The sequence below is a fragment of the Nitrosococcus wardiae genome, from assembly GCF_004421105.1.
Classification (GTDB): domain Bacteria; phylum Pseudomonadota; class Gammaproteobacteria; order Nitrosococcales; family Nitrosococcaceae; genus Nitrosococcus; species Nitrosococcus wardiae.
Genome location: NZ_CP038033.1, coordinates 2,456,407 through 2,479,331, shown reverse-complemented (window position 1 = coordinate 2,479,331; position 22,925 = coordinate 2,456,407). Strand labels below are relative to the sequence as shown.

The window sequence follows — 22,925 nt, the reverse complement described above, 5'->3', positions numbered from 1 at the left end:
TACTTATTTCCTGGAAGTGTACCCAGAAATTGGCCCACCCCACCGATTCGCCGGGAGCGAATCGGGACCTCCGGAGGAGGCCCTCAGGGGGGCGCGCCAGGGAAGGCGCGCATCAATATAGCAGTAGATGGGCCAGCACAGCATTTAGGCTAGGCCTTCTAGGGCCCGTGTTCCCAATCGCTAACACAGTTCACCGGAGGGGAGGATAAGGCTTTATCCCCTACGTCGCGGTATGGGTCAATCTTTCAGGCGAAAATGGGTGGTCTGAAGGGAGGAAATGGCTGGAATTGGGAGAATAGGATTCCGGGGGGCTGCGCCCATGGAGTAATCACCTTATGGGAGGACAACATGAAACCTTGAGGAAGGGACCATAGGGGGTGGTTACACTGGAAATAGTGACTAAGGCACCGAACACTTTCCTTACAAACCCCTTTGCCTAAGGACATTTTGTTAGGGCAGAAGGATTCTATGCTGACCAAGGTCGCTTGCTGAGTCCCATCAATAAAAAGATTGCTTACTACCTGCTGCGGGGTCTCATTGGCACAAATAGCAGACAAAACTCCTGCTGGCACAAAGGCCATATAAATCACCAGCAGAATGAGGAGAAATTGGGCGATGCGGTATGGCATGCTTTCTCTATTTAGTTATCTTCGTCATCAACTAAAAATATTGAAAAGATAACCCCGACCACCAAAATTAAGAGTTCCTCCATCATTATAACTCATTATGGCTTTCCGAACCGCCAAAAAATGGGGGCCCGAAGGCCCCCGTTATAGTCCTGTTCGGTGGTTGGAACAGGTATTTTCTCAATTAACTGAGCCTCTTAGGCTCAACGATTCTTTTGCACTTACCATACCAGCTTTGGGTAGAAATTCTGCAAAAATTTCAACTTATTGATTCAAATATTAAAGATATTTTCACCCGCTCCCAATAGGCTTTAGGGCTTAAACGGCTCGATAAAATAATAAAATGGAAATGTAGGCAAACACCAACATAGCCATACCCCTTGTTGGCCTTCTAGGGAACAAACCTTACCCAAACCGCACTAACTGCAGCGAATAAACTTTTCATCTGCTGCCCAGCAAAACAGTCCTTATCCATAAGCCGAGTCATGATCGCCGTGGAGCGATAGGATGCGCATCCACCCCTCATCCCGATAAGCAACAGCCCGGAAACCTTTGCTGATACGCAGGCTGTGCAAACGGCCACCATGCAGCCCAGTCCGCGAATAGATCAGCTCCCATTTTAGGCCTCGATCTAGGTATAATTGCTGCCAGCTCCTATTGGATAGCTTCCGTAGCGTTGCCAATACATTAAGCTGTTGGGCTTTCTCAAGGGCAAAAAGTTGCCTCTGAAAGACCGGATTATTAAGATCGAGCCGAATTGCTTCAGGTCTCTTTTCCGACCTCACCATCAAATCTTGCGCTCTAACTCATCGAAATCCGTCTCCGCTGGCGGATGCTCCTCTGCCCAGGCTATTGCCTCATCAAGATCAGCCTTTGCCTGCGACGTATGCAGCCACTTTTCACTATCAGGGATAAACTCCCCAATCTTGACGATCCAAACACCCGGTTCAATTTGTTCCACCAGTACATGCCGACCAGCGTACTCTTTGCCAAGGGCGATCTGTCCACTGCGGCCTACTGTCTTGACTACAGCCATTCTACCCCCTCACTTTGTATCACAATATAAATATCGTGCAGCATGATAGCATGAAATAGCGTAATAGGCAGGAGGCGATTCACATAGTGGAGTAGGAAAAAGCAAACAAGATTTGCCGCAAGCGCCACCCCGCCAATGATGCCCATCATCTCCACGCCCGGCATGATCGGATGAAACACCTTATAAAAGGCTTCGACCAACACGCCAATGCCAAAGGCGAGCATGAGGATTCCCTTCACCATGGAATACTCCTCTGTTGTCCGGGTATATCTTGAGCCTTAATATGACAGCCATGAACACACCTTATCTCTCATAATCCTTGTTATGGAATAGCCGATAAAGCACCGGAAGCACCAGGAGGGTTAACAAGGTGGAAGAGATGATCCCTCCAATGACAACCGTAGCCAGCGGCCGCTGCACCTCCGCCCCGGTGCTGGTAGCCAATGCCATGGGCACAAAGCCCAGGGAAGCAACCAGGGCGGTCATCAGCACCGGCCGCAAGCGAGTGAGAGCGCCCTGGCGAATGGCCTTATCCAGAGGCAGACCCTGGCTGCGTAGCAAGCGGATGAAAGTAATCATTACCAGGCCATTGAGCACCGCGACCCCGGAGAGGGCAATAAACCCTACCCCAGCGGAGATGGACAGAGGGATTTCCCGCAGCCACAGGCTCAGCACCCCGCCGGTAAGGGCAAAAGGTACACCGGTAAAAACCAGCAGGCCATCTTTAAGGTTACCAAAGGTGCTATAGAGAAAAATAAAGATAAGCAACAGGGCAATAGGCACTACAATAGAAAGACGCTCCGCCGCCTCCCTCATCAATTCGAATTGCCCACCCCAATCCAACCAATAGCCTGGGGGGATTTTGACCTGCGCCTGGATTTTAGCCTGGGCTTCCGCCACCACAGAACCCAGGTCCCGACCACGGACATTGAAGGTGGTCGTCACCCGACGCTTGCTGTCCTCCCGGCTAATTCGGTTAGGACCCGGACGGATTTGTACCTCAGCTACCGTGCTGAGGGGGATATACGACGGTGCCGAAGCCTGGGCGGTTATCACCTCCCCGTCCTGGTCTTGGGGGAGAAGGATAGGCAAACGCCTTAAGGCTTCTGCATCCACGCGATAGTGCTCCGGCAAGCGCACCACCAAATCGAAGCGGCGATCCCCTTGATAGACTTTGCCGGTGACCACCCCGCCCATCGCGGCTTCGACAGTTCTTTGGATATCCGCCACATTGAGTCCATAGCGGGCCAGTTCCGAGCGATTGATGTCCACGGTGAGCACCGGCAATCCCGTGACCTGTTCTACCCGTACATCGGTGGCCCCCGGTACGGTTCTAAGGACAGCGGCGATTTGCCGAGCCGTATTGAGCAACACGTCCATGTCATCACCAAAAGCTTTAACTGCCACATCGGTTTTGACGCCAGAAATTAGTTCATTGAAACGCAACTCAATGGGCTGGGTAAATTCATAATTAGCGCCGGGAAGTCGGGCGACCCGCTGAGACATAGCCTCGATGAGATCTTCCTTGGGCCGATCCGGGCCGGGCCATTCTTCTCGGGGCTTGAGCATAATATAGGTATCGCTGATGTTGGGCCCCATGACATCCGTGGCCACCTCCGCCGTTCCAATCCGGGCCGCGACCGTTTCTACTTCCGCAAAGGTGTTGAGCGCCTGTTCCACCTCCTTTTGCATAGCGATGGATTGATTGAGGCCCGTACCCGGGGTGCGCAAAACCTGTAGAGCGATATCCCCTTCATCCAAGCTGGGCACAAACTCCGTACCCAAACGGGTCACCAACAATCCACTCAAGGCCACGATCACGACCGCTGAGGTCACCATTAAGGTGCGCTGATGCAAAGCAAAATTAAGGGTGGGCAGATAGGCTTTTCTCGCCCCTCTCATGAAGAGGTTTTCTTTCTCCGAAACCCGCTTGCCGATGAACAAAGCCACCGCAGCCGGGACGAAGGTAATGGAGAGGATCATGGCCCCGAGCAGCGCCATAATGACCGTTTGAGCCATGGGGTGGAACATTTTGCCCTCTACCCCGGAGAGGGCGAAAATGGGCACGTAGACCACCATAATGATCATTTGTCCAAACAGGATGGCCCGGCGGGCTTCCTCGGAAGAGTCATAGACCGCCTTGAGGCGCTCAGTGAGAGCCAAGGGACGCTGTAGTCGTTTTTGGACCTCCGCCAAATGGCGCACGCTATTTTCCACAATAACCACCGCACCATCCACGATAATGCCAAAGTCGATGGCCCCCAAGCTCATCAGGTTGGCGCTCACATCCGTTGCGACCATGCCGGTAATGGCAAACAGCATGGACAGGGGAATCACCATGGCGGTGATCAGCGCCGCCCGGAGATTGCCCAATAGGAAAAACAGCACGGCAATGACCAGGGCGGCCCCTTCCACCAGATTATTGCGTACCGTCGTGATGGCCTTATCCACCAAGCTGGTCCGGTCGTAGAAAGGCTTGGCTTCCACGCCTTCCGGCAGAGAGCGGTTGGCTTCCTGCAGCTTCTCCCCCACTGCCTGGGCCACAGCGCGGCTATTCTCCCCCATGAGCATAAAAGCGGTGCCGATGACGGTTTCCTGGCCATCTTTGGTGGCTGCGCCCGTGCGCAGCTCTTTGCCCAGCAACACCTCGGCCACATCCCCGATGACAATAGGCACAGCCTGGTGGGTCCCCACACGAATATTGCGAATTTCTTCCAGTGTATAGACCCGACCCGGGACCCGGACCAGCAATTGTTCCCCGTGGCGCTCGATGTAACCGGCACCCTTCATTTGGTTATTTTCCACCAGAGCCTTGATGAGATCTTGAAAGCTCAATCCGTAGGCCATCAGCTTTTCGGGACTGGGGGTGACATGGTATTGCTTTTTATAACCACCGATGCTGTTCACTTCCGTCACCCCAGGAAGCGTGAGAAACTGGGGACGGATGACCCAATCCAGCAGGGTGCGCAGATAAGTACTGGTTACGGGGGTACCATCTGGCTGGCGCGCCCCCGGTTCGGCTTCCATGGTCCAGAGGACAATTTCCCCTAGCCCTGTGGCCACAGGCCCCATCTGGGGCTCAATGCCCGCAGGAAGCTCGCCCTTGACCTGCTGAATGCGCTCACTAATCTGCTGGCGGGCAAAATAGATATCGGTACCCTCCTCAAAAATCACAGTCACCTGGGAGAGCCCATATTTGGAAATCGAACGGGTCTCCTTGAGCCGGGGAGCACCCAACATGGCCAGCTCTACTGGGAAGGTAATGAGTTGCTCCGTCTCCAGGGGCGAGTAGCCGGGCGCGGCAGTATTGATCTGAACCTGGATGTTGGTGATATCAGGCACCGCGTCGATGGGCAGGCGCTGGAAATTATAAATCCCCAGCAGGATCAGCCCCACCATGGCCAACATGACCAACCCACGATGGGCAATAGAAAATCTTAACAGGCGTTCAAACATCATAGGCGCTGCGCTTAATGTTGATGAGTAACGGCCGATTTACCGAGCTCGGATTTAAGCACGAAGCTGTTGCGGGCAGCGTAGCGCTCACCCGCCGAGAGCCCCTGTCGCACCTCGACCCACTGGCCCTTTCCTCTGCCTAGAACCACCGGCCGGGGCTCGAAGAAATTTCCCTGCTGGACGAAGACCACCGGGCGATTCTGATAGGTTTGGACCGCCTCAGCAGCTACTGCCACTGGAACCTTGTTTTCCTCCAATACTACCTCCACGGTGATAAACATCCCCGGCCGCCAGCGCCTTTGGGGGTTGGGAATTTCCACATAGGCTTTCGCCGAACGGGTCTGCTGTCCAACCAACGGTCCCATATAAAACACCTTACCGCCTGTGGAAAGCGCTATATCGGTTGCTTTCACCGTTACTTCCTGGCCTCGCCGAACCTGGTTTAAGTCCTTGCTATAGACGGTAATCTCACCCCAGACAGTGGCAAGATTGGCGATGGTATAGACTTTCGCCTCGGCGGTAACGGCCTCTCCCAGAGCCAGGTGTTTTTCCACCACCTCCCCGGCGAAGGGAGCCCTCAGTTCATAACGGCTGAAAAGGGCTGCAGATTCCGAATCCATGGCTTGTAAGTCTGCTGTGGAAAAGCTTAAGGCATAGAGCTTTTGAGCGGCGGCTTCCGCCAGGACTCGGGACTCGGCCAGCTCTTTCTTCGCCACGAGATAATCCTGCTCTGCGGATACCTTTTCTTTCCACAGATGCTCCTCCCGCACAAAGATTTCCTGGGCCAGCTCCAACCCCTTAAGGGCAACTAAATATTGGCTTTTCAAATCCGCCAATTCCCGGCTTTCCAACACTGCCAGGATCTCGCCTTCCTTCACCTTGTCGCCCAGAAACTTGCGCACCTCAATGACCACTCCTTCAACCCGCGGTACCACATGGGCTACCCGCCGGGGGTTGTACTGAATTTCGCCAGGAAAGGTCAGGGTTGTTTTAATAAAAGCAGGACCGGCCACTTTGATATCAATCCCTGCTTCTTCAATGGCTCCCGGTTTCAACTGGATCCCGCTTCCCATTCCCTCTCCTTCATGGCTCCCATGCTCCTCATGTTTAGCCTCATGACCTCCATGGCCTTCCTGTTGAGTATCTCCATTAGGTAATTCTTCTTTCTGAGGGAGGATAAGCCAAGCCAGAATAAGCCCGAACACCACACTGACTGCAGCAAATATAGTTTTACTTTTCATCGCCCAAAGTTTAAATGTTGAAAAATCTTCATCGCTTATGAAATGTCCACAAACGCTGGACACAAGCCAGCGCCTCAACGCACTCCCTTTAGGTGAGTGCGGCGTAAAAAGACAGCGATCAGGATTTAATTCAGAAGGACGACGCTACGGAGGGCAATCAATCTAGAATCAACAATCGAGGGATCGGGAGAAAAAACTGGGGTAGCTATCGCTTTAGGGAAGAAAATAATGGCGATAACCAGTATTGCTACCACAAGCCCTTCATCGAGCAAAGGCTTTTGTGGTCCGGTCAAGAGCTTATGGTCACCATGATTCCCGCTCACCACGGGCAGATCGAGGCAAGGACGTTCCTCTAATTTTAGCCCATGGGTATGAGCACCCGCTTCAGGGGGGGAACTCTCATTGGAATGGGGTAAGGCATGTTCATGATCAGCAGGCTCCACCGCCACATGGCCATCTGTCCCAAAGCAAAGCACAAAAGCAGAGGCCTCATGATAGCTTAAGCCAAAATGCCCCAGCACTGCGACGATGAGCCACAGGCTAAGCCATCCTTTTAAGCGGGGAAAACGATACATTAATTTTGCTTAAGGGATATTATCCCGAATTGTCGATAGAGATTAGCCTAACCAGTGTAGTAAAGTCCGAAAACAACCGTCAACTGCCATAATAGTACCCGAAGGGGACCGCCTGCAGTGACTAACGGTAGCTGACCGACTGATAAAATTTTTAATAACATGACTTCCATCGCCTACTATGTAGCAGCAGCCCTTGCCGAAATCGCTGGTTGCTTTGCTTTCTGGGCCTGGTTTCGGCTCGGAAAGTCAGTGGGGTGGCTGGTTCCTGGCATGGGTAGCCTGGCCCTCTTTGCCATTCTGTTGACCCGAATTGATAGCGATTTTGCTGGTCGCGCCTATGCGGCGTATGGGGGTGTCTATATTGCCGCGTCGCTAGCATGGCTCTGGGGCATCGAGAAACAGCAGCCGGGTCAGTGGGATCTCATAGGGGCCATGATCTGTCTTATCGGTGCCGCCCTTATCCTCTGGGGACCGCGCAACTAAATGCCACTTCCATGTTCAATCATAGCAATGTGCGCCTGCCCCCCGGCTGGATCACATACTACGCTGGTTCCTGGTGACCCCTGACATGCATCGCGTGCATCATTCCGTGGAAGACGATAAAACCAACTCCAGTTTCGGATTCAACCTGCCCTGGTGGGATCGTCTGCTCGGCACCTACCGTGACCAGCCCCGCGCGGGCCATGAAGCCATGGGCATCGGCATCCATACTTTTCGTGACAGCCGCCACTGCGCCTGGCTGCCGGGAATGCTGTGGTTACCCTTTATTGGCCGGGTGGCCGACTATGCCATCAATCGCCGCCAATGGAACAATTAGGAATTGGATCACTTCTTCATTTTGCAAGCAAAAATTGGAAAGTAGTTAGTTTAATTTATGTCACTTTATCTATCCTAATAATAGTAAAGGGATAGATCCTTCTATGGAGATAAGTTCATGAGAGTTTACTGGTATTATAGTAAAAACTTTGGGGATGCACTTAATCCATATTTAATCGAAAAAATTTCAGGAATCAAACCTAAGCATTGTCCTTTTATCTATACAACTTTAGGAGTAATAAAAAATTATGCCGCTATAGGAAGTATTTTTAGTCTCATTGGACATAAAACAACTGTATGGGGTTCTGGAGTTATGAGTCCTAAAGCAATAGTAAGAAGACCCCAAGAAATACTTGCGGTAAGAGGCCCTTTATCAAGAGAGATTTTATTAAAAAAAGGAATTAATTGTCCTAAAATATATGGAGATCCTTCTCTTTTACTACCGAAATATTACGATCCAAAATCTCCGAAAGAATATGAATTAGGGATTATTCCACATTATATGGATTTCAATAAAGCCAAAAAACAAATTAAGGATAACAAAATTATTAAAGTAATTAATATTAAAACCCCAATCGAACAAGTAATTGAAGATATTTTTTCTTGCAAGAAAACTTTATCAAGTTCGCTCCATGGCTTAATTATTTCACATGCTTATAATATACCTTCTATTTGGGTTGAGTTTTCTAATAAAGTTATAGGAAAAGGTTTTAAATTTAGAGATTATCTATCATCTGTAAATTTAGATTTATATGAACCTATTGACTTTAGGAAAGAAACTCCAAATTATGATGAACTGATGAAATTATTTGAAAACAAAAATTTTAAAATAGATATTGATTTAAAACCGTTAGAAAACAGTTGCCCTTTTACTAGCTAGTTCCTGTGGGGTGGATGCGCTACGCTTATCCACCCCACAGGAAACTCAGCCACCACAACACTCTTCACCCCCTTTCGGCTGTGCTGCCTGGATTGGCGGACAGGGAATATCCCCATAGGAACAAAATACACAGCAATCGCCCTCTTTAGGTCGGAGCAGTGCGTCGCATCCTTTACAGTCATAGAAAAACTGACAGGCGTCGGCAGCCATCGTTTCTGTTTCACAGTGGCCACAATGGGGACAGGTCAGGGTGGATTGATACTCAATGAGTACAGTTTCAGTCATTGAATTAACCCCGCTGGTACCACGAGTCCAGAAGATAAAGCTTCACAGAAATTATTCTAAACTATATGAATGCGGTGTTAGGCGCAAAACCCGGCTGCTTGCAGATCTCGGCTGGAATGGTAAAAGGAAAGAGATTTGATTAAGTGAGTTAATAGTAACCTCTAGGTTTCCAGTAAGGATAAGGGTAATAAGAAGGCGGATAATCTCTGGGTCTCCAAAGGTAGTAAGTTTTTACCTGCACCAGGGGAAACAGGGGCTCCCCGCTTCGGCTAGTTACCCCCTCCGCAACAGTGCCATAAACGGTGATGTCCCGCCCTGCCCGATAAAAGGTGGGGTCCAGGAAACCGTCTATGCGGACTAAAAACCGTCCTGGACTGAGATCCGTCTCTTTAGGCCGACCTTCAGCCCCGAGTTCTTGGGCAATGATCTCTATTACGGTAGTCTCTTTTTGGTGCTGAATACGAGCAATCGCGCCACCCCACCGCACTTCACTACCCCGGTAATAGGCGATGTCCTCTCGAACAGCGTGGAGGCTAGGATTTTCCAGCAGCGGCTGCCGGATAAGGGACGGGATTTGGCTCACACATCCCCCAAGAATTAACCAGGTGAGAGCAACGCTTATTCTCTGTCCTAGAGCAGCCATTTTTGACATTACTCAATCAGGAATCGGGACAAAATCCACACCGGCTGGAGATTCTCCGACCTGAATTTGTTTTAGCACCTTTTTTTGACTCAAGTTCACCACTGATAAACTGCCATCATTCCAATTGGTGACGAAAGCATAGCGGCTATCCGAAGAGACATCTACGCCATGGGCCTTTGCGCCGGTGGGAATTTCAGTCACTGCACGGTGCGTCGCTTCCTCTATCATATAAAGCGCCCCCGGACCTTCAGCGGGAACAAGTACATACCGGCCATTAGGCGTAATGGCCACCTGTGCCGGTCTTTCCCCAACCCGAATAACATCATTAATTTGCATTTTTCCTGATTCTATTTTCTGTGCATCGACGACAGCAACTCCCCGTTCACCAAAAAGAGTAACGTAAAGCGTCTTGTCATCGGGAGTAACCGCAATCACGGTGGGAGTTCGACCCACTTCAGCCTCAGCAACCACCTTTTGGGTGTTCAAATCTATCTTGCTGATAGTCCCTGAGAGCTGGTTGGGAACAAAAAGTGATTTTCCATCCCAGGACGACACGAGCCCATGGGGTTTAATCCCCACAGGAATACTTCCTTTGAGCTGGTTCGAATTCAGATCAATATCCACCACAGCATTCTTTGCCAGGTCTTCCGATACATAAGCCCGATGGCCGCCGCTGGGAACGACCACATGTTCTATCCTCTCCCCCAAGTTTTCCACTGTGGCGACAATCTTATCGGTATCCGTTCGGATAATAGATAATGAAGCCGGTTTTTTGGTATTGATATTTTTATTGGTGACCAACACCAATCTGCCATCAGGAGTATGATTCACATTGTGCGGAGTATCTTCTACTTCCACCGTGGCGATGACTTCCAAACGACTGGAATCAATGACACTGACTGTATCCGAGCCCTGGCTGGCCACATAAATTTTTCCCCTGGGCAGATTTTGTGCTGCTACCAGCACAGGAAGGAGCAAGGGGATGACAAATCCAATTAAGTGATGGAATTTTCCCAAGGGTCTCGCTTTCATTTTGAATCTCCTGGCATTGAATGTTTTCTGGCTAAAGGAAGTATGATCCGAAAGGTGCTACCTTGGCCTTCTTCACTTTGCAACACAATATAACCCCCATGGGCTTCAACCGCCCAACGGACAATGGCCAATTCAAGACCGCTGCCGCCCGCCTGGCGGGCTGGTGACCCGTTCTTCGATGGTCTCCCGCGCCGTCAGGATCAAGACGGGGGTTAGCAACCCCCGTCGACGTGGTGCAAATCCGTAGTTGGTTATAGGTCAGTTCTATCGGTTTTTTCCGGGAAACTAGTCTTTGCCTTCTTTCTCCTCGCTCTCCAAGTGTTGGCCAAGGAATTCCCCCGTCTGGGCATCGTAGACCAGACCGTGAACCCGGCCTTGCTCATCGAGGATCTCGATCTCATAGATATGTTCATTTTTTCCTTCGACCTGCTTTAATTCTCCTTTTTCCTCTTCCCAGTCCTCAAACTCGATCTCCAGAATACGGCCCGAATACTTCTGCTGAGCCTTACGGATCAGCTCTTCCAACGGAACAATGCTTTCTGCGGCCTGCAGTTCCTTGGCTTCATGAAACTCCTCCTGTTCCTCTTGGCCGGCGCTGAGCTGGCTAACACTAAGCAGACCTAATAGACCAAAAAGGAAGCTCAGAGTAATCCGGTTGACTATATGCATGGCACTTTTCTCCCTAAATATTCGCTCAAGAATCCAACTTCTGGCATTAGCGGGCCTAGGTGTATCAGTCCTGCTGACAACCCTCTAATATAAAAGTAATGGGTAATGCTGGACTTTGTACTGACATTTTTCTGAAGAAATTATAAGAATTTGCGAGGCAGATATGGATCCACTCGAATTTTAGTTCCAGCGCCGGGGCGAAAAACTAGCCGACAACAAACCCCTAAGAATCAGCGCGGAACACGCTACCCGACCCTTTTTCCAGTATCACCGACATTGCTGCTGCCCTACACAGTAGGGGATAGGAATTCCCTAACAAAAACAACCCGGAGAAGCCAATGATGACCTTGTCAGAACTTAACGCGTCCGACTTATATCACGCCTGTGATCTCGAGCAGTTCTCCTTTGAAACCACTGAAGAGCTGGAATCACTGACTGAGATCATTGGCCAGCGGCGAGCCGTAGAGGCGGTGCAGTTTGGGATTGACATCAATCAGGAAGGCTACAATGTCTTCGTACTTGGCCCGTCAGGGGCGGGCAAGCGAACCCTGGTACAGCAATTTTTAGAGCAGCGGGCACCCAAGGAGCCGACTCCAGATGACTGGTGTTATGTCAATAATTTCGACCAACCCCATAAACCCATTGCGCTAAGGCTGCCTACCGGCAAGGGACCGCAACTGCGCGATGACATGGAACAACTGATGGAAGATGTACAAAGCGCCCTATCCGGCGCTTTTGAAAGCGATGAATACCGCCAGCGGCGGCAATCGCTGCAGGAGAGATTCACCGAACAACAACAGCAGGCCGTTGAGGCACTCCAGCAAAAAGCCCGGGAACGGGGTCTGGCCTTTATGCAGACCCCGGCTGGACTGGCCTTTGCTCCCTTAGACCCCCATGGAAAGCCGATGAGTCCCGAGGAGGTGCAGAAATTGTCGGAAGAGCGCCGCCAGGAGTTCCAGGCAGCAGCACAGGAGATGGAAAAGGAAGCGCAACGGATTATGGAGGAAACTCCCCGGGCGCAACGCCGAGCCCGCCGGGAACTCAAGGAACTGAACCATCAGGTCGCCGAGCAGGCGGTTAAACCGTTGATTGATGAGTTACATTCCCACTATGAAGATCATCCCCGGGTGCTCAGCTATCTAGAGGCGGTCAAGGGGGATCTGGTGGATCAGGCTGAGGAATTGTTGAAGTTACAGCGTGAGGAACATGAACAAAAGCAACCGACGGGGCCAGCCGGCGCACCGATTCCCAAATCGGTTATGGAAGCGGCGCTGCTGCGCCGCTATAAGGTCAATGTGCTGGTGGAACATGAGCCCTCAGAGGGGGCACCGGTCATCTCCGAAGACCATCCTACTCACCAAAATGTTATCGGCCGGATCGAACATCTAGCCCAGATGGGCACCTTGATTGCCGACTTCAATCTGATCATGTCGGGGGCACTGCACCGGGCCAATGGCGGATATCTGATCCTGGATACCTATAAATTGCTCTCCCAACCTTTCGTCTGGGAGGCCTTAAAGCGGGCCCTCCAGTCCAGGGAAATTCGCATCGAGTCACCCCAAGAAATGGTGGGGTTGATCAGCACTATCACCCTGGAACCCGAGCCTATTCCTCTGGACGTCAAGGTCGTGTTATTGGGTCCTCCCCTATTCTTCCATTTACTGAATAGTCTAGATCCGGAATTTGCAGAATTATTCAAGGTACCGGCAGATTTCGAAATCGATATGGATCGAGGCGAGGAGAATACCCAACTCTATACTCGACTGCTCGGAACCCTGGCCCAAAAGTATCAGCTACGGCCGTTCCATCGCGCTGCCGTAGCGCGGGTAATCGAACACAGCTCGCGGCTGGCCGGGGATGCACAGAAACTGTCCATACACATGCGCAGCGTGGCCGATCTGATGCGGGAAGCTGATTACTGGGCGCGCCAGAATGGTCATGAGGCGGTAAAGGTCAAGGATGTACAGCAGACCATCGATGCCCAGCGCTATCGGGCGAGCCGCCAATATGAGCGGGCCCAGGAACTAATCCAGCGCGAGCTGATCTTGATTGACACAGAAGGGGCAACGGTGGGTCAGATCAACGGACTAGCGGTGACGCCATTTGGCGATTTGCTGTTCGGGCAACCCCACCGGATCACGGCACGGGTCCATATGGGCAAGGGCGAGGTAATCGATATTGAGCGCGAGGTCGCCTTGGGAGGCCCCCTTCACAGCAAAGGGGTACTGATACTGGCCGGTTTCCTGGCAGGCCGCTATGCGCGCACTCAGCCGCTTTCCCTATCGGCAAGTCTGGTATTCGAGCAATCCTATGGGGAGGTTGAAGGGGATAGCGCTTCAGCAGCGGAACTGTGCGTGCTGCTCTCTGCCATCGCCGAGGTACCCCTCAAGCAGTCGCTGGCCATTACTGGATCAGTCAATCAGCACGGCCAAGTGCAGGCCATTGGCGGGGTTAATGAAAAGATCGAGGGTTTTTTCGACCTCTGCCAGGGTCATCATCTGAATGGGGAGCAGGGGGTACTCATCCCCGCGGCGAACGTTCAGCATCTGATGCTGCGCCAGGAGGTCATCGATGCCGTGGAAGCCGGGAAATTGCATATTTATCCGCTCAAAACCATCGATCAGGCCATGGAAATGCTTACGGGCCTGCCTGCCGGAGAACCCGACGAACAGGGCAACTATCCCGCCGAAAGTTTAAATGGCAAGATCAGTGCGAATCTGGCAGAGCTGAGCCGGCGGCGGCAGCAATTTCTGCCAGGCTTGGGGGACAGAGAGGGTGATTGAATCCGGCGGCCATCTTTACGGCGGCCAGCTGGAGGCCTTTAGTGCCGGCCCCCATCAGGGCAGTGAATTCACAGTGCGCCTACCGGCCCTGCCCGAGGGGGAATCCGTTAAGCCGGAGCAGGCGTCGGCAGAGACGAATACCTCGCTCTCAGCCCGACGCATTCTATTGGTGGAAGACGAGGAGGCCGTGGCCGACGCTGGCGGCGCTACTTTAGGCCCTGGGCCATACGGTGCGGATAGTCTCTTGAGGCGGTCAGACTTTTGAAGCGGTTCGGGAATTCCACCCGAAACTGGTGTTATTGGACATCGGCCTGCCGGATATGAGCGGCTATGAGGTCGCCCAGCGGTTGCGCCAGGAGCCTGATTTAGAAATTCTCCCCTTAATAGCCCTCAGCGGCTATGGTCAGCGCGATGATGTGCAGAAGGCCCAGGCGGCCGGTTTCGATCGCCATCTGCTCAAACCGGCGAGCTTGGAAGCCCTGCAAGCGGTTCTGAAGGAGCTTTGACTTTGACCAACGGAAAAGATAGGGGATTGCTCTTGGTGGCCTGCCAACTCCTGGTGCTGGTGCTCTATCTGGTGAAGGTCTTGACAACTGTCGTTAAAAAATGGTCAATCGAATTACCACCCTATTTCCGTTCCTGGCGCTCCTAGGGGCCGGACTGGCTTATCAATCTCCTGAGCCTTGGGTCTCCCTCAAGCCGGCCATCGTGCCGCTACTAGGCCTAATTATGTTGGCCATGGGAATGACCCTCAAAGCCAACGACTTTGTGCTTATTTTCAAGCAACCCAAAATCGTCGCTGTAGGCGTTCTCTTACAGTTTTTATTGATGCCGCTCATCGCCTGGATTATTAGCGCCCTCTTTGGCTTACCTCCTTATCTTGCCGCCGGAATGATCCTGCTGGGATGTAGTCCAGGGGGCACGGCATCCAATGTGGTTTGTTATTTAGCCCGGGGTGATGTGGCCCTCTCCATTACCCTAACGGCCACTTCCACGCTCCTCTCGGTCTTCGCCACCCCTTTTCTCACCTGGCTTTACGTGGGGCAAAAAATCCCGGTACCCGTGACTGACATGTTGCAAAGTATTCTAACCATTGTGCTGCTGCCCGTCACCTTGGGACTGATCATGAATACCTTTTTCGGCCAACGGCTGGGCAAACTCACTGACATTTTTCCCGTCCTTTCGGTCTTTGCCATTGTGCTTATCGTGGCGATTATTGTCGCCATTAATCAGGATAAGCTGACCCTTATCGCTCCTGCCCTCACCCTCAGCATCCTGTTACATAATGGACTGGGCCTGGCAAGTGGCTACGGCTTAAGCCAGTTGTTCGGCTTTAATCCACGCCAGTCCCGTGCCGTAGCCATTGAAGTAGGCATGCAGAACTCAGGTCTAGCAGTGGCCCTCGCCCTAAAGTACTTTAGCCCTCAAACCGCCTTACCCGGGGCCCTCTTCAGCATCTGGCACAACCTCTCCGGTTCCCTGCTTGCCTACTATTGGTCACGCCATCCCAGCGGGCCATTAATAGCCAAAAATTACTCCGTCTGGAAGAAGGCTTCCACCTCCTTGATATCTCGACTCTGGGCTATCCTTGGCAAGCTCCTCAGGAATAAGCGACCATAAGATTTACTGCGAAGACGGGGATCGCACAGCATCAACACCCCCCGGTCATGGGCATCGCGAATCAGCCGCCCCACCCCTTGCTTAAGCTGAATGATGGCATTAGGCAGCTGGTAGTCCATAAAAGGATTACCGCCCCGACGACGGATGGCCTCGATCCTAGCTTGCAACAGCGGCTCGTCTGGTGCAGCAAAAGGCAATTTATCGATAATCACACAAGATAAGGCCTCACCGCGGACATCCACCCCTTCCCAAAAACTGCTGGTGCCTAATAGCACGGCATTACCCAGGGTGCGAAAACGGCTCAATAGCTCACTGCGGGGCACACTGCCCTGAACTAACAGGGGGAAGGCGATTTGCTCCTGGAGCAAACTATAGGCTTCCTGCAGCGCCCGATGACTGGTAAACAACAAAAAAGCACGACCACAGCTTGCAGCGAGCACCGGCAGGGCCGCTTTGATCACTTCCCGGGTATAATCGGAATGGTGGGGTTCGGGCAGTCCAGTGGGTTGATACAATAGGGCCTGCCGTTGAAAATCGAAGGGGCTTTCCCAACGGTGAGTGGTGGTGGTTTCCAAACCCAACTGCCGATTGAAGTGCTCGAAGCGTTCCCCCACCGCCATCGTGGCCGAGGTAAATATCCAAGCGCTCTGTTGACGTCCCATGTAAGCCTGAAAATTTTCACTGATATCCAAAGGGCTTGCACTTAAAATAAAAGATCGACTGCGGGCCTCGAACCAATAAACAAAATCCTCACTGATCTCTTCAGAAAAGACCGCAAGCTGTTCCTGTAAACTCCCGCAACGCTTAAAGCAGTTTTCCAAGCCCTTACCCCGCACTGCCGCCAGCTCCAGTTCAGCTTCCAGATCCGCCAATGCCTGACTTAATTTCTCCAAAGCTCTAATCACCGAGGGAGTATTGGCAACCTCCCTCCAAGCCAAGCGACGTTCTCCGAGCCCCAAGGCCAGACGGAAATCAGCCGTGGCTTTTTCCAGCCGCTGACAAGTTTCGCGAATATGGGACATATCGGGAGCATCGTTGAGCTGTTCCGCAACGCTGTCACGGGCCAACTCTACCAATTGACGACTACTCACCCGCCGCCCAAAAAAGCGGGAGGCAATTTCAGGGAGCTGGTGGGCCTCATCCAAGACATAAGCCCCCACCATCGGCAACAGATCACCGTGGCCTTCCTCCCGCAAGGCCATATCCGAGAGCAGTAAATGATGATTAATCACCAGAATGTCCGCTTCCTGAGCCTGCCGCCGGGCCGCCATTAGGTGGCACTCTGAAAATGACGGACAATCTTGTCCAAAACAATTATCCGCTGTCGAAGTGACCCGGGGCCACAAGGGCGAATCCTCAGGGATTCCGCTTAACTCATTCGTATCGCCAGTAGCAGTCTGTCTCGCCCACTGTTGCACCTTAACCAACTCCGACGCCAAACGGCTATGCCCTGTTTTTCCTTCCTTTTCAAATAGATGTAAACGGTGCAAGCACAGATAATTGGCCCGCCCTTTAAGCAGAGCCAGCCGGGCAGAAACGCCGAGGGCATTTTTTACTAAGGGTAAATCTCGGTGGTAGAGTTGGTCCTGCAGATGCTTGGTACCCGTAGAAATAATAACCTTAATTCCCGACAACAGAGCTGGTACCAGATAAGCAAAGGTTTTGCCGGTTCCAGTACCGGCTTCAGTCACCAGGATCTGTCCTTCTTCTAAAGCCTTGGCGACCGCTTCAGCCATCTCCTGTTGTTGATGGCGAGGGGCAAACCCCTCAATTTGGCGAGCCAATGGACCCTCTTTACCCAAAAGCTCGGCTATAGAAAATAAAGCATATTCCATGGGTACGTTGTTGGAAACCAATAACCAATTCCCCTTAAGTTAAGGCCTAAGTATTTCAGTATAAGTTTTGAGGGGCGGGTTTTCCTGGCTTCTCATTCCTCCTCTTCGTGCGCGCAGCGCATGCTACTTGTCAGCTTGTAGGAGCGGTTGAACAGCGCGAAAACGGCCCATTCCTCCCAAAAATTTTACCGACTCGCAACCCCCTCTATCCAATGTACATATTATTGAAGGAGCACAAGGAAGTGCGACACCCCCCCTAGCGAGAGTGCGAAGTGAAACGGCGCATGAGACGCGAGGGCCACATTACTTTCGTTTCGCCATAAATTCGCGTTTCGCGTAGTTGGCCAGTACCGTCTCGACCAAGTTCGACAGCGTTCGGTTTTCCCCTTTCGCCAACTCTTGTAGTTTCTTCTTGAGTTCGGAATCGATTCGCACATTCAGCATTTCTCTTGCCATTGACGTGACCATTCATTTGCAATACCATCGCATTATGGTAGCACAATGGGCCTACAAGTTCAGGTTTTACCCCACACCCACACAAAAGCGGCAATTGGCCATCGAATTTGGCCATGCGCGGTTTGTCTGGAATTGGGCGTTGGAGACCCGAACGAAGGCGTACCAGGAACACAGCAAATCTTTGAACTATTCTGGCCTGAGCCGCAAGCTGACAGCACTGAAACAAACGGAGTGCCCCTGGCTTGGCGAAGCCACCGCCAGTTGCCCTACCCAGAAACTGAGGGACCAGGACACGGCGTTTAAGCATTTCTTTGCCGGACGGGCCAAGTATCCCCGCTTTAAGAAGCGCCATCAGACTCAGTCGGTGCGCTACCAGTTGGACCAACGCCATGTAGAAAAGAACTTCAACGCCGAAAGCCAGCGGTTGAAGCTGCCCAAACTCGGGGCGCTGAAGCTGAAATGGTCTCGCAGGATGACGGGTATTCCCAAAATGGTGACGGTCAGTAAAGACCCGGCTGGCCGTTATTTCGTCAGCCTGGTCTGCGAGATAGAAATTCTCCCCTTGCCTACCCGCAAGAATGTGATTGGCGTGGATGTGGGCGTTAAGGATGTAGTGATTACTTCCGAGGGGTATAAATCGGGCGCACCCAAGTACACCTATCAATATGCTCGCCAATTAAAACAAGCTCAGCGACGCTTGAGCAAGAAGCGTAAAGGGTCTTATCGCCGCCGCCGCCAGCAGCAGCGCGTAGCACGGATTCATGCCCGGATAGCGGATAGCCGCCGGGATTTTTTGCACCAGCAATCCTCGAAGCTGATTAACGAGAACCCAGTAATTTGTCTTGAGGATTTGAACATCAAAGGGATGTTGAGAAACCGCCACTTGAGCAAAGCCGTCGCGGACTGTGGGTTGTTTGAGCTTCGCCGGCAAATGGAGTACAAAGCCGCTTGGTATGGCCGGGAAGTGTTGATCGTGGACCGCTGGGCACCGACTAGCAAAGCGTGCTCTGAGTGCGGGACTATTCACGAGTCCATGCCGCTCAAAGTTCGCGAGTGGGTTTGCCCTGATTGCACTACCCGCCACGATAGGGACATCAACGCGGCTATCAATGTTTTGAGGTTGGGTACGGTGGGGAGCGCCGGAACCGATAAAGCGCGTGGAGCGGTAAAGACCCCAAGGGCCGTGGCCTAGCCGCCGCCCGAGGACTGCTGAGAAACGCGAGTTTGTCAGACTGACAAGGTGAGGAGGGACCGAACCGGAGTCAGTTATGGCGAAACTCCAAGCAACCAAGACACGGTAGTGAATAGACAACTCAATGACCTAAACCATGAAGAGGCCCTTAGGCGCCATTATTATTGGCGATGAACTGCTTACTGGGAAACGGCACGACAAGCACTTTCCCCATCTTATCGAAACCTTGAACCAGCGGGGATTAGAATTAAGTTGGTGTAGCTTTATCGGCGATGATGCCAGGATAATTACCCGAGCCCTAGGCCATACCCTCCAGTCTGAAGATATTGTTTTCTGCTTTGGTGGAATTGGTGCCACACCAGACGACCGCACCCGGCAGTGTGCCGCAGAAGCAGCCGGCGTCGCCCTTTTTCCCCATCCCGATGCCATGCGGGAGATTGAGGCTCAATATGGGGAGCGTGCCTATCCTTACCGCATTCGAATGGCTCACCTTCCCCAGGGGAGCCAAATTATTCCCAACCCCTTTAATCGAGTCCCTGGTTTTTCCCTTCATTCCCATCACTTCTTGCCAGGATTCCCGGAAATGGCCTGGCCTATGATGGAATGGGTACTGGACACTTGTTATTCAGATTTACAGGAGCTAACGCCTAAAACGGAGCAAATTATTCGGGTGACGGGGGTTGGCGAAAGTGATCTGCTTCCGATAATGGAAGAGATAGTCTCCCGCTACCCCAACCTGCGTCTCTCCTGCCTTCCCCACCTCGGTGGTAGCCAGCCTATGCTTGAACTTGGATTACGGGGAGATACTCCAGCAGTCATAGAGGCCATGAATGAACTGAAGGATCGTTTAGACATGCTCAATGTATCCTGGCATTTTATTTGATTTGACGCGCTTAGCTAAGGCAGCGATACCAAAAGGGCAACGTCAGTAGACTAAAGATGGTAGAGAGAGTCACCGCCGCCGCATAAATGGAGGTGTTCAGCTGAAAGCGATCACACAATACCACCCCCAACACCATACTCGGCATGGCCGCCTCCAAGATCGCCGCAATCCGCTGAGAGGAATCGAAGTTAAAAAAATCACTAATGAACCAGGCCCAGACGGGCATTAACCCTAACTGGATAATAAGTATGGGAAGCAATAGCGGTAAATTCCGCCACTGGCCACGGGGCCATTCCAACCCCATACCCAGTGAAAGGAGCATTAAAGGCACCACACTCGAAGCCATCATGGTTAAAAAGCCATGGAACCAATCGGGCTCTGCCACACCGCCAAGATTAAGACTCACCCCCATGGCAGCCGCCCACAAGGGGGGTACTTTGAGTAGCTCAATCAAGGGATTAGCAGATTTTTCACCGATACCATGAGTACGGGCAATGTGGATTCCCAGGGTAAGCACCAGCGGTGTACAGGCAAATAAATCATATTGTATAGCCACCGCTCTTGCCCACTCCCCTAAGGTGCTTTGCAACACGGGGAGCCCTAAATAGGTGGCATTTGGAAAACCGGCCGCGAGAAGCAACGCGCCACGGGTAGGACGAGGAGTGGCTGCCAAATAATAAACGACCCAAGCCAGGGCAAGCCCCATTAACACGCCGCTCGCAGCCACCATGGCAATGCCCGCAGTAGCCCTTCCTAAATTCGTTGACCATAGGACATCTAGCACCAAGGCAGGGAGAAATAAATAGTAAACCAACTCCGTTAGGACTTCACGCTTCTCTTTGGGGCTGAGGCGTCGTTGAGAAAAACGGCGCCAGGCAACGCCACAAACAATGAATGCTGCCATTTGCAGCAGGACTTCAATCATGGATCACTGTGTCAATATGTGAGATAGATGGATTTTAGTTATTGAAATGTGATGCAGATCCCTTAAGCCCCTAGCAGTAGGGTCGAAATAATGTCGGAATAACGCATAAATAAATCAACCCGCTTTTGGAGGCTCCACCATGGAATTTAAGGATTACCTGAAAATATTAGTGGCCCACGATGGCTCGGATGTTTATCTCAGTGCCGGAGCCCCCCCTTGTGCCAAGTTTCACGGTTTACTGAAACCCCTTGAAAAAAAAGCCTTAACCTCTAACGACATTAAGGAAATAGCCTATGGCATCATGAATGAAGAACAAACAGCCGAGTTTGAGAACAAACCTGAGATGAATTTAGCCATTTCCGAAACGGGCATAGGACGCTTTCGGGTCAATATTTTCAAGCAGCGCAGTGCCGTTTCGATGGTCATCCGAAATATTAAGACCACTATCCCCAACGCGGATAACCTCGGTCTACCCCCCATATTAAAAGAGGTTGTCATGTCTAAACATGGCCTCATTCTGTTTGTAGGGGCAACGGGTTCCGGCAAATCTACTTCCCTTGCCGCGCTCATCGACCACCGCAATAATCACAGCGCCGGGCATATCATCACCATTGAGGACCCTATCGAGTATATCCATCACCATAAAAAATCTATTATTAATCAACGGGAAGTGGGCGTTGACACGGATTGCTATGAAGATGCGCTTAAAAACACCCTTCGCCAAGCTCCTGATGTGATTCTGATTGGAGAAATCCGTGATCAGAACACGATGGAACATGCCATTGCCTTTGCAGAAACAGGCCATTTGTGCCTCTCAACCCTGCATGCTAACAATGCCAACCAAGCCCTTGACCGGATCATTAACTTTTTCCCCGAAGACCGGCGTTCGCAGCTTCTATTGGACCTCTCCTTGAACCTACGGGCTTTTGTGTCTCAACGTCTCGTTCCCACTATTGATGGCAAACGCACCGCGGCTATTGAAATTTTACTGGGTACGCCTTTGGTTCGCGATCTTATCCACCGCGGTGATATCCATGCCATTAAAGAAGTAATGGAAAAGTCAGAAAATCTCGGCATGCAAACTTTTGACAGTGCCCTCTATAAATTATATATAACAGGCCATATCAGCGTTGAGGAAGCATTACGCAATGCCGATTCCCCTAACAACCTCCGCCTTAAAATCAACTTATCAAAGAAAAACCCCGGGGCTACCGCTAAGCCCACCTCCACAGAAAACGCTTCCTCAGAGCAAAAAACGGAAAAGAGCGCATCAGGGGGACTCTCTTTTAGCCTAGTGGAAGAAGAAGATTAAATTTTCTTGGGCAGCCGCACTAATCCTTGTTATTCTAATAGTGCAATCAACCTGGTACCGACGGAAGCCTCTCCCTTGCCTTGGTAAGCTTGAGGCATGCCCAGCAATATAGGGCTAGCTATCGATCCTATTCCCATATTGCCCGGCGTTGACTACAATCCCGCCTTACCCAAGAAGACCATAACCATTTATCAAGAGGTAGGGGCATGTACCATAGCTGGCTATCGCTAATGCTTGCTATTTTATTAGAGGTGGCAGGAACGACCTGCATGAAATTATCTATGGGGTTTTCGCGCTTGACCCCCTCGATTTTGATCTTTATCTTTTATGGTCTATCTTTTACTGCATTGACCTATAGCCTCAAAAAGATCGATCTCAGTATCGCCTATGCGTTGTGGTCAGGTATCGGAACAGGGCTTATTGCGATTATCAGCTTCTTTTACTTCAAGGAACAAATCACTTCACTAAAGCTTGCAAGCATTGCGCTTATCATGTTGGGTGTAATTGGAATTAATCTAAGCGATCTGAAGCATTGAATTTTACCTACCCTCCGCAAAAACGATCTCTACCCTTACCAAGCCAGACTCTCTAGAAAGAGCAATTTTAGTGAATTATTGATCGGCCGATAAATTCTAAAAGCTTGCGATTACCGTTAGGTAG

At 51.5% G+C, this 22,925-nt stretch carries 24 protein-coding genes and 2 pseudogenes; 11 read left to right on the top strand and 15 right to left on the bottom strand.

Annotated elements, in window-relative coordinates:
- Nucleotides 1–245: 245 nt before the first annotated feature.
- The 7 genes from E3U44_RS11975 to E3U44_RS11945 all read right to left on the bottom strand — a co-directional run bounded on the left by E3U44_RS11975 (nucleotide 246) and on the right by E3U44_RS11945 (nucleotide 6,934).
- Nucleotides 246–629, bottom strand: coding sequence for a hypothetical protein (locus E3U44_RS11975; protein WP_134358412.1), 384 nt, complete (start codon nucleotides 627–629; stop codon nucleotides 246–248).
- A 464-nt stretch (nucleotides 630–1,093) separates the two neighbouring features.
- A complete protein-coding gene (locus E3U44_RS11970) occupies nucleotides 1,094–1,414 on the bottom strand; it encodes a hypothetical protein (protein WP_134358411.1) in 321 nt (106 codons plus the stop codon).
- Nucleotides 1,414–1,662 (bottom strand): hypothetical protein, encoded by a 249-nt coding sequence (locus tag E3U44_RS11965; RefSeq protein ID WP_134358410.1) that lies wholly within the window; start codon nucleotides 1,660–1,662, stop codon nucleotides 1,414–1,416. Before E3U44_RS11965 ends, E3U44_RS11970 begins: the two co-directional genes overlap by 1 nt.
- On the bottom strand, nucleotides 1,653–1,904 hold the full coding sequence (locus E3U44_RS20030; protein ID WP_240761427.1) for a hypothetical protein: 252 nt from the start codon (nucleotides 1,902–1,904) through the stop codon (nucleotides 1,653–1,655). The genes E3U44_RS11965 and E3U44_RS20030 overlap by 10 nt, the downstream gene beginning before the upstream one ends.
- Before the next feature lie 61 nt (nucleotides 1,905–1,965).
- The gene (locus tag E3U44_RS11955) at nucleotides 1,966–5,118 is read right to left on the bottom strand and encodes an efflux RND transporter permease subunit (RefSeq protein WP_134359823.1); all 3,153 of its coding nucleotides are present in this window, start codon (nucleotides 5,116–5,118) and stop codon (nucleotides 1,966–1,968) included.
- A gap of 14 nt (nucleotides 5,119–5,132) precedes the next feature.
- Nucleotides 5,133–6,359, bottom strand: coding sequence for an efflux RND transporter periplasmic adaptor subunit (locus tag E3U44_RS11950; RefSeq protein WP_134358409.1), 1,227 nt, complete (start codon nucleotides 6,357–6,359; stop codon nucleotides 5,133–5,135).
- Between the two features lie 125 nt (nucleotides 6,360–6,484).
- The gene (locus E3U44_RS11945; protein WP_134358408.1) at nucleotides 6,485–6,934 is read right to left on the bottom strand and encodes a hypothetical protein; all 450 of its coding nucleotides are present in this window, start codon (nucleotides 6,932–6,934) and stop codon (nucleotides 6,485–6,487) included.
- A gap of 159 nt (nucleotides 6,935–7,093) precedes the next feature.
- Between E3U44_RS11945 and E3U44_RS11940 the strand changes: the two genes are divergently transcribed.
- The 3 genes and pseudogenes from E3U44_RS11940 to E3U44_RS11930 all read left to right on the top strand — a co-directional run bounded on the left by E3U44_RS11940 (nucleotide 7,094) and on the right by E3U44_RS11930 (nucleotide 8,630).
- Nucleotides 7,094–7,417, top strand: coding sequence for a YnfA family protein (locus tag E3U44_RS11940; protein ID WP_134358407.1), 324 nt, complete (start codon nucleotides 7,094–7,096; stop codon nucleotides 7,415–7,417).
- A pseudogene (locus E3U44_RS11935) lies at nucleotides 7,414–7,751 on the top strand (sterol desaturase family protein); the annotation flags it as partial. The gene E3U44_RS11940 and the pseudogene E3U44_RS11935, both read left to right, overlap by 4 nt.
- A 117-nt stretch (nucleotides 7,752–7,868) precedes the next feature.
- Complete coding sequence (locus E3U44_RS11930) at nucleotides 7,869–8,630, top strand: polysaccharide pyruvyl transferase family protein (RefSeq protein ID WP_134358406.1); 762 nt, start codon at nucleotides 7,869–7,871, stop codon at nucleotides 8,628–8,630.
- Nucleotides 8,631–8,675: 45 nt separating this feature from the next.
- On the opposite strand, the gene E3U44_RS11925 is transcribed toward E3U44_RS11930, so the two are convergent.
- The 5 genes and pseudogenes from E3U44_RS11925 to E3U44_RS11905 all read right to left on the bottom strand — a co-directional run bounded on the left by E3U44_RS11925 (nucleotide 8,676) and on the right by E3U44_RS11905 (nucleotide 11,259).
- The gene (locus E3U44_RS11925; RefSeq protein WP_134358405.1) at nucleotides 8,676–8,915 is read right to left on the bottom strand and encodes a GDCCVxC domain-containing (seleno)protein; all 240 of its coding nucleotides are present in this window, start codon (nucleotides 8,913–8,915) and stop codon (nucleotides 8,676–8,678) included.
- Between the two features lie 148 nt (nucleotides 8,916–9,063).
- Nucleotides 9,064–9,498, bottom strand: a complete 435-nt coding sequence (locus E3U44_RS11920) for a Slp family lipoprotein (protein WP_240761420.1) — start codon at nucleotides 9,496–9,498, stop codon at nucleotides 9,064–9,066.
- A 72-nt stretch (nucleotides 9,499–9,570) separates the two neighbouring features.
- Nucleotides 9,571–10,590, bottom strand: a complete 1,020-nt coding sequence (locus tag E3U44_RS11915) for a YVTN family beta-propeller repeat protein (protein WP_134358403.1) — start codon at nucleotides 10,588–10,590, stop codon at nucleotides 9,571–9,573.
- A pseudogene (locus E3U44_RS11910) lies at nucleotides 10,587–10,748 on the bottom strand (ATP-binding protein); the annotation flags it as partial. The gene E3U44_RS11915 and the pseudogene E3U44_RS11910, both read right to left, overlap by 4 nt.
- 127 nt (nucleotides 10,749–10,875) lie before the next feature.
- Entirely contained in the window at nucleotides 10,876–11,259 is a 384-nt protein-coding gene (locus E3U44_RS11905) for a PepSY domain-containing protein (RefSeq protein ID WP_134358401.1), read from the bottom strand.
- A 341-nt stretch (nucleotides 11,260–11,600) separates the two neighbouring features.
- Here E3U44_RS11905 and E3U44_RS11900 point away from each other — a divergent pair, with 341 nt between their 5' ends.
- The 4 genes from E3U44_RS11900 to E3U44_RS11890 all read left to right on the top strand — a co-directional run bounded on the left by E3U44_RS11900 (nucleotide 11,601) and on the right by E3U44_RS11890 (nucleotide 15,662).
- Nucleotides 11,601–14,042: a Lon protease family protein gene (locus E3U44_RS11900; protein WP_134359822.1), complete on the top strand. Its 2,442-nt coding sequence runs from the start codon at nucleotides 11,601–11,603 to the stop codon at nucleotides 14,040–14,042.
- The gene (locus tag E3U44_RS20025) at nucleotides 14,035–14,307 is read left to right on the top strand and encodes a hypothetical protein (RefSeq protein ID WP_240761415.1); all 273 of its coding nucleotides are present in this window, start codon (nucleotides 14,035–14,037) and stop codon (nucleotides 14,305–14,307) included. Before E3U44_RS11900 ends, E3U44_RS20025 begins: the two co-directional genes overlap by 8 nt.
- Before the next feature lie 28 nt (nucleotides 14,308–14,335).
- Entirely contained in the window at nucleotides 14,336–14,548 is a 213-nt protein-coding gene (locus tag E3U44_RS20020; RefSeq protein ID WP_240761414.1) for a response regulator, read from the top strand.
- Between the two features lie 100 nt (nucleotides 14,549–14,648).
- A complete protein-coding gene (locus E3U44_RS11890; RefSeq protein ID WP_134358400.1) occupies nucleotides 14,649–15,662 on the top strand; it encodes a bile acid:sodium symporter family protein in 1,014 nt (337 codons plus the stop codon).
- On the opposite strand, the gene E3U44_RS11885 is transcribed toward E3U44_RS11890, so the two are convergent.
- Both E3U44_RS11885 and E3U44_RS11880 read right to left on the bottom strand, forming a co-directional pair.
- A complete protein-coding gene (locus tag E3U44_RS11885; protein WP_134359820.1) occupies nucleotides 15,575–17,497 on the bottom strand; it encodes a DNA repair helicase YoaA in 1,923 nt (640 codons plus the stop codon). The genes E3U44_RS11890 and E3U44_RS11885 overlap by 88 nt on opposite strands.
- 303 nt (nucleotides 17,498–17,800) lie before the next feature.
- Nucleotides 17,801–17,941, bottom strand: coding sequence for a ribbon-helix-helix protein, CopG family (locus E3U44_RS11880; RefSeq protein WP_240761824.1), 141 nt, complete (start codon nucleotides 17,939–17,941; stop codon nucleotides 17,801–17,803).
- A 46-nt stretch (nucleotides 17,942–17,987) separates the two neighbouring features.
- Between E3U44_RS11880 and E3U44_RS11875 the strand changes: the two genes are divergently transcribed.
- Nucleotides 17,988–19,145, top strand: coding sequence for an RNA-guided endonuclease InsQ/TnpB family protein (locus tag E3U44_RS11875; RefSeq protein WP_134359818.1), 1,158 nt, complete (start codon nucleotides 17,988–17,990; stop codon nucleotides 19,143–19,145).
- 136 nt (nucleotides 19,146–19,281) lie between these two features.
- A complete protein-coding gene (locus E3U44_RS11870) occupies nucleotides 19,282–20,028 on the top strand; it encodes a competence/damage-inducible protein A (protein ID WP_134358398.1) in 747 nt (248 codons plus the stop codon).
- A gap of 10 nt (nucleotides 20,029–20,038) precedes the next feature.
- Here E3U44_RS11870 and E3U44_RS11865 read toward each other — a convergent pair whose 3' ends face one another.
- Nucleotides 20,039–20,953 (bottom strand): AEC family transporter, encoded by a 915-nt coding sequence (locus E3U44_RS11865; RefSeq protein ID WP_134358397.1) that lies wholly within the window; start codon nucleotides 20,951–20,953, stop codon nucleotides 20,039–20,041.
- Nucleotides 20,954–21,092: 139 nt separating this feature from the next.
- Between E3U44_RS11865 and E3U44_RS11860 the strand changes: the two genes are divergently transcribed.
- Together E3U44_RS11860 and E3U44_RS11855 are read left to right on the top strand one after the other, a co-directional pair.
- The gene (locus tag E3U44_RS11860; protein WP_134358396.1) at nucleotides 21,093–22,265 is read left to right on the top strand and encodes a PilT/PilU family type 4a pilus ATPase; all 1,173 of its coding nucleotides are present in this window, start codon (nucleotides 21,093–21,095) and stop codon (nucleotides 22,263–22,265) included.
- Nucleotides 22,266–22,471: 206 nt separating this feature from the next.
- Nucleotides 22,472–22,801 carry a DMT family transporter gene (locus E3U44_RS11855; protein ID WP_134358395.1) on the top strand — a complete coding sequence of 110 codons (330 nt, stop codon included), beginning with the start codon at nucleotides 22,472–22,474 and terminating at the stop codon, nucleotides 22,799–22,801.
- Nucleotides 22,802–22,925 lie beyond the last annotated feature (124 nt).

Coding starts and splice junctions, on each gene's coding strand:
- E3U44_RS11975 (WP_134358412.1), bottom strand. CDS start 629: ATGCCATACCGCATCGCCCAATTTCTCCTCATTCTGCTGGTGATTTAT.
- E3U44_RS11970 (WP_134358411.1), bottom strand. CDS start 1,414: ATGGTGAGGTCGGAAAAGAGACCTGAAGCAATTCGGCTCGATCTTAAT.
- E3U44_RS11965 (WP_134358410.1), bottom strand. CDS start 1,662: ATGGCTGTAGTCAAGACAGTAGGCCGCAGTGGACAGATCGCCCTTGGC.
- E3U44_RS20030 (WP_240761427.1), bottom strand. CDS start 1,904: ATGGTGAAGGGAATCCTCATGCTCGCCTTTGGCATTGGCGTGTTGGTC.
- E3U44_RS11955 (WP_134359823.1), bottom strand. CDS start 5,118: ATGTTTGAACGCCTGTTAAGATTTTCTATTGCCCATCGTGGGTTGGTC.
- E3U44_RS11950 (WP_134358409.1), bottom strand. CDS start 6,359: ATGAAAAGTAAAACTATATTTGCTGCAGTCAGTGTGGTGTTCGGGCTT.
- E3U44_RS11945 (WP_134358408.1), bottom strand. CDS start 6,934: ATGTATCGTTTTCCCCGCTTAAAAGGATGGCTTAGCCTGTGGCTCATC.
- E3U44_RS11940 (WP_134358407.1), top strand. CDS start 7,094: ATGACTTCCATCGCCTACTATGTAGCAGCAGCCCTTGCCGAAATCGCT.
- E3U44_RS11930 (WP_134358406.1), top strand. CDS start 7,869: ATGAGAGTTTACTGGTATTATAGTAAAAACTTTGGGGATGCACTTAAT.
- E3U44_RS11925 (WP_134358405.1), bottom strand. CDS start 8,915: ATGACTGAAACTGTACTCATTGAGTATCAATCCACCCTGACCTGTCCC.
- E3U44_RS11915 (WP_134358403.1), bottom strand. CDS start 10,590: ATGAAAGCGAGACCCTTGGGAAAATTCCATCACTTAATTGGATTTGTC.
- E3U44_RS11905 (WP_134358401.1), bottom strand. CDS start 11,259: ATGCATATAGTCAACCGGATTACTCTGAGCTTCCTTTTTGGTCTATTA.
- E3U44_RS11900 (WP_134359822.1), top strand. CDS start 11,601: ATGACCTTGTCAGAACTTAACGCGTCCGACTTATATCACGCCTGTGAT.
- E3U44_RS11890 (WP_134358400.1), top strand. CDS start 14,649: ATGGTCAATCGAATTACCACCCTATTTCCGTTCCTGGCGCTCCTAGGG.
- E3U44_RS11885 (WP_134359820.1), bottom strand. CDS start 17,497: ATGGAATATGCTTTATTTTCTATAGCCGAGCTTTTGGGTAAAGAGGGT.
- E3U44_RS11880 (WP_240761824.1), bottom strand. CDS start 17,941: ATGCTGAATGTGCGAATCGATTCCGAACTCAAGAAGAAACTACAAGAG.
- E3U44_RS11875 (WP_134359818.1), top strand. CDS start 17,988: ATGGTAGCACAATGGGCCTACAAGTTCAGGTTTTACCCCACACCCACA.
- E3U44_RS11870 (WP_134358398.1), top strand. CDS start 19,282: ATGAAGAGGCCCTTAGGCGCCATTATTATTGGCGATGAACTGCTTACT.
- E3U44_RS11865 (WP_134358397.1), bottom strand. CDS start 20,953: ATGATTGAAGTCCTGCTGCAAATGGCAGCATTCATTGTTTGTGGCGTT.
- E3U44_RS11860 (WP_134358396.1), top strand. CDS start 21,093: ATGGAATTTAAGGATTACCTGAAAATATTAGTGGCCCACGATGGCTCG.
- E3U44_RS11855 (WP_134358395.1), top strand. CDS start 22,472: ATGTACCATAGCTGGCTATCGCTAATGCTTGCTATTTTATTAGAGGTG.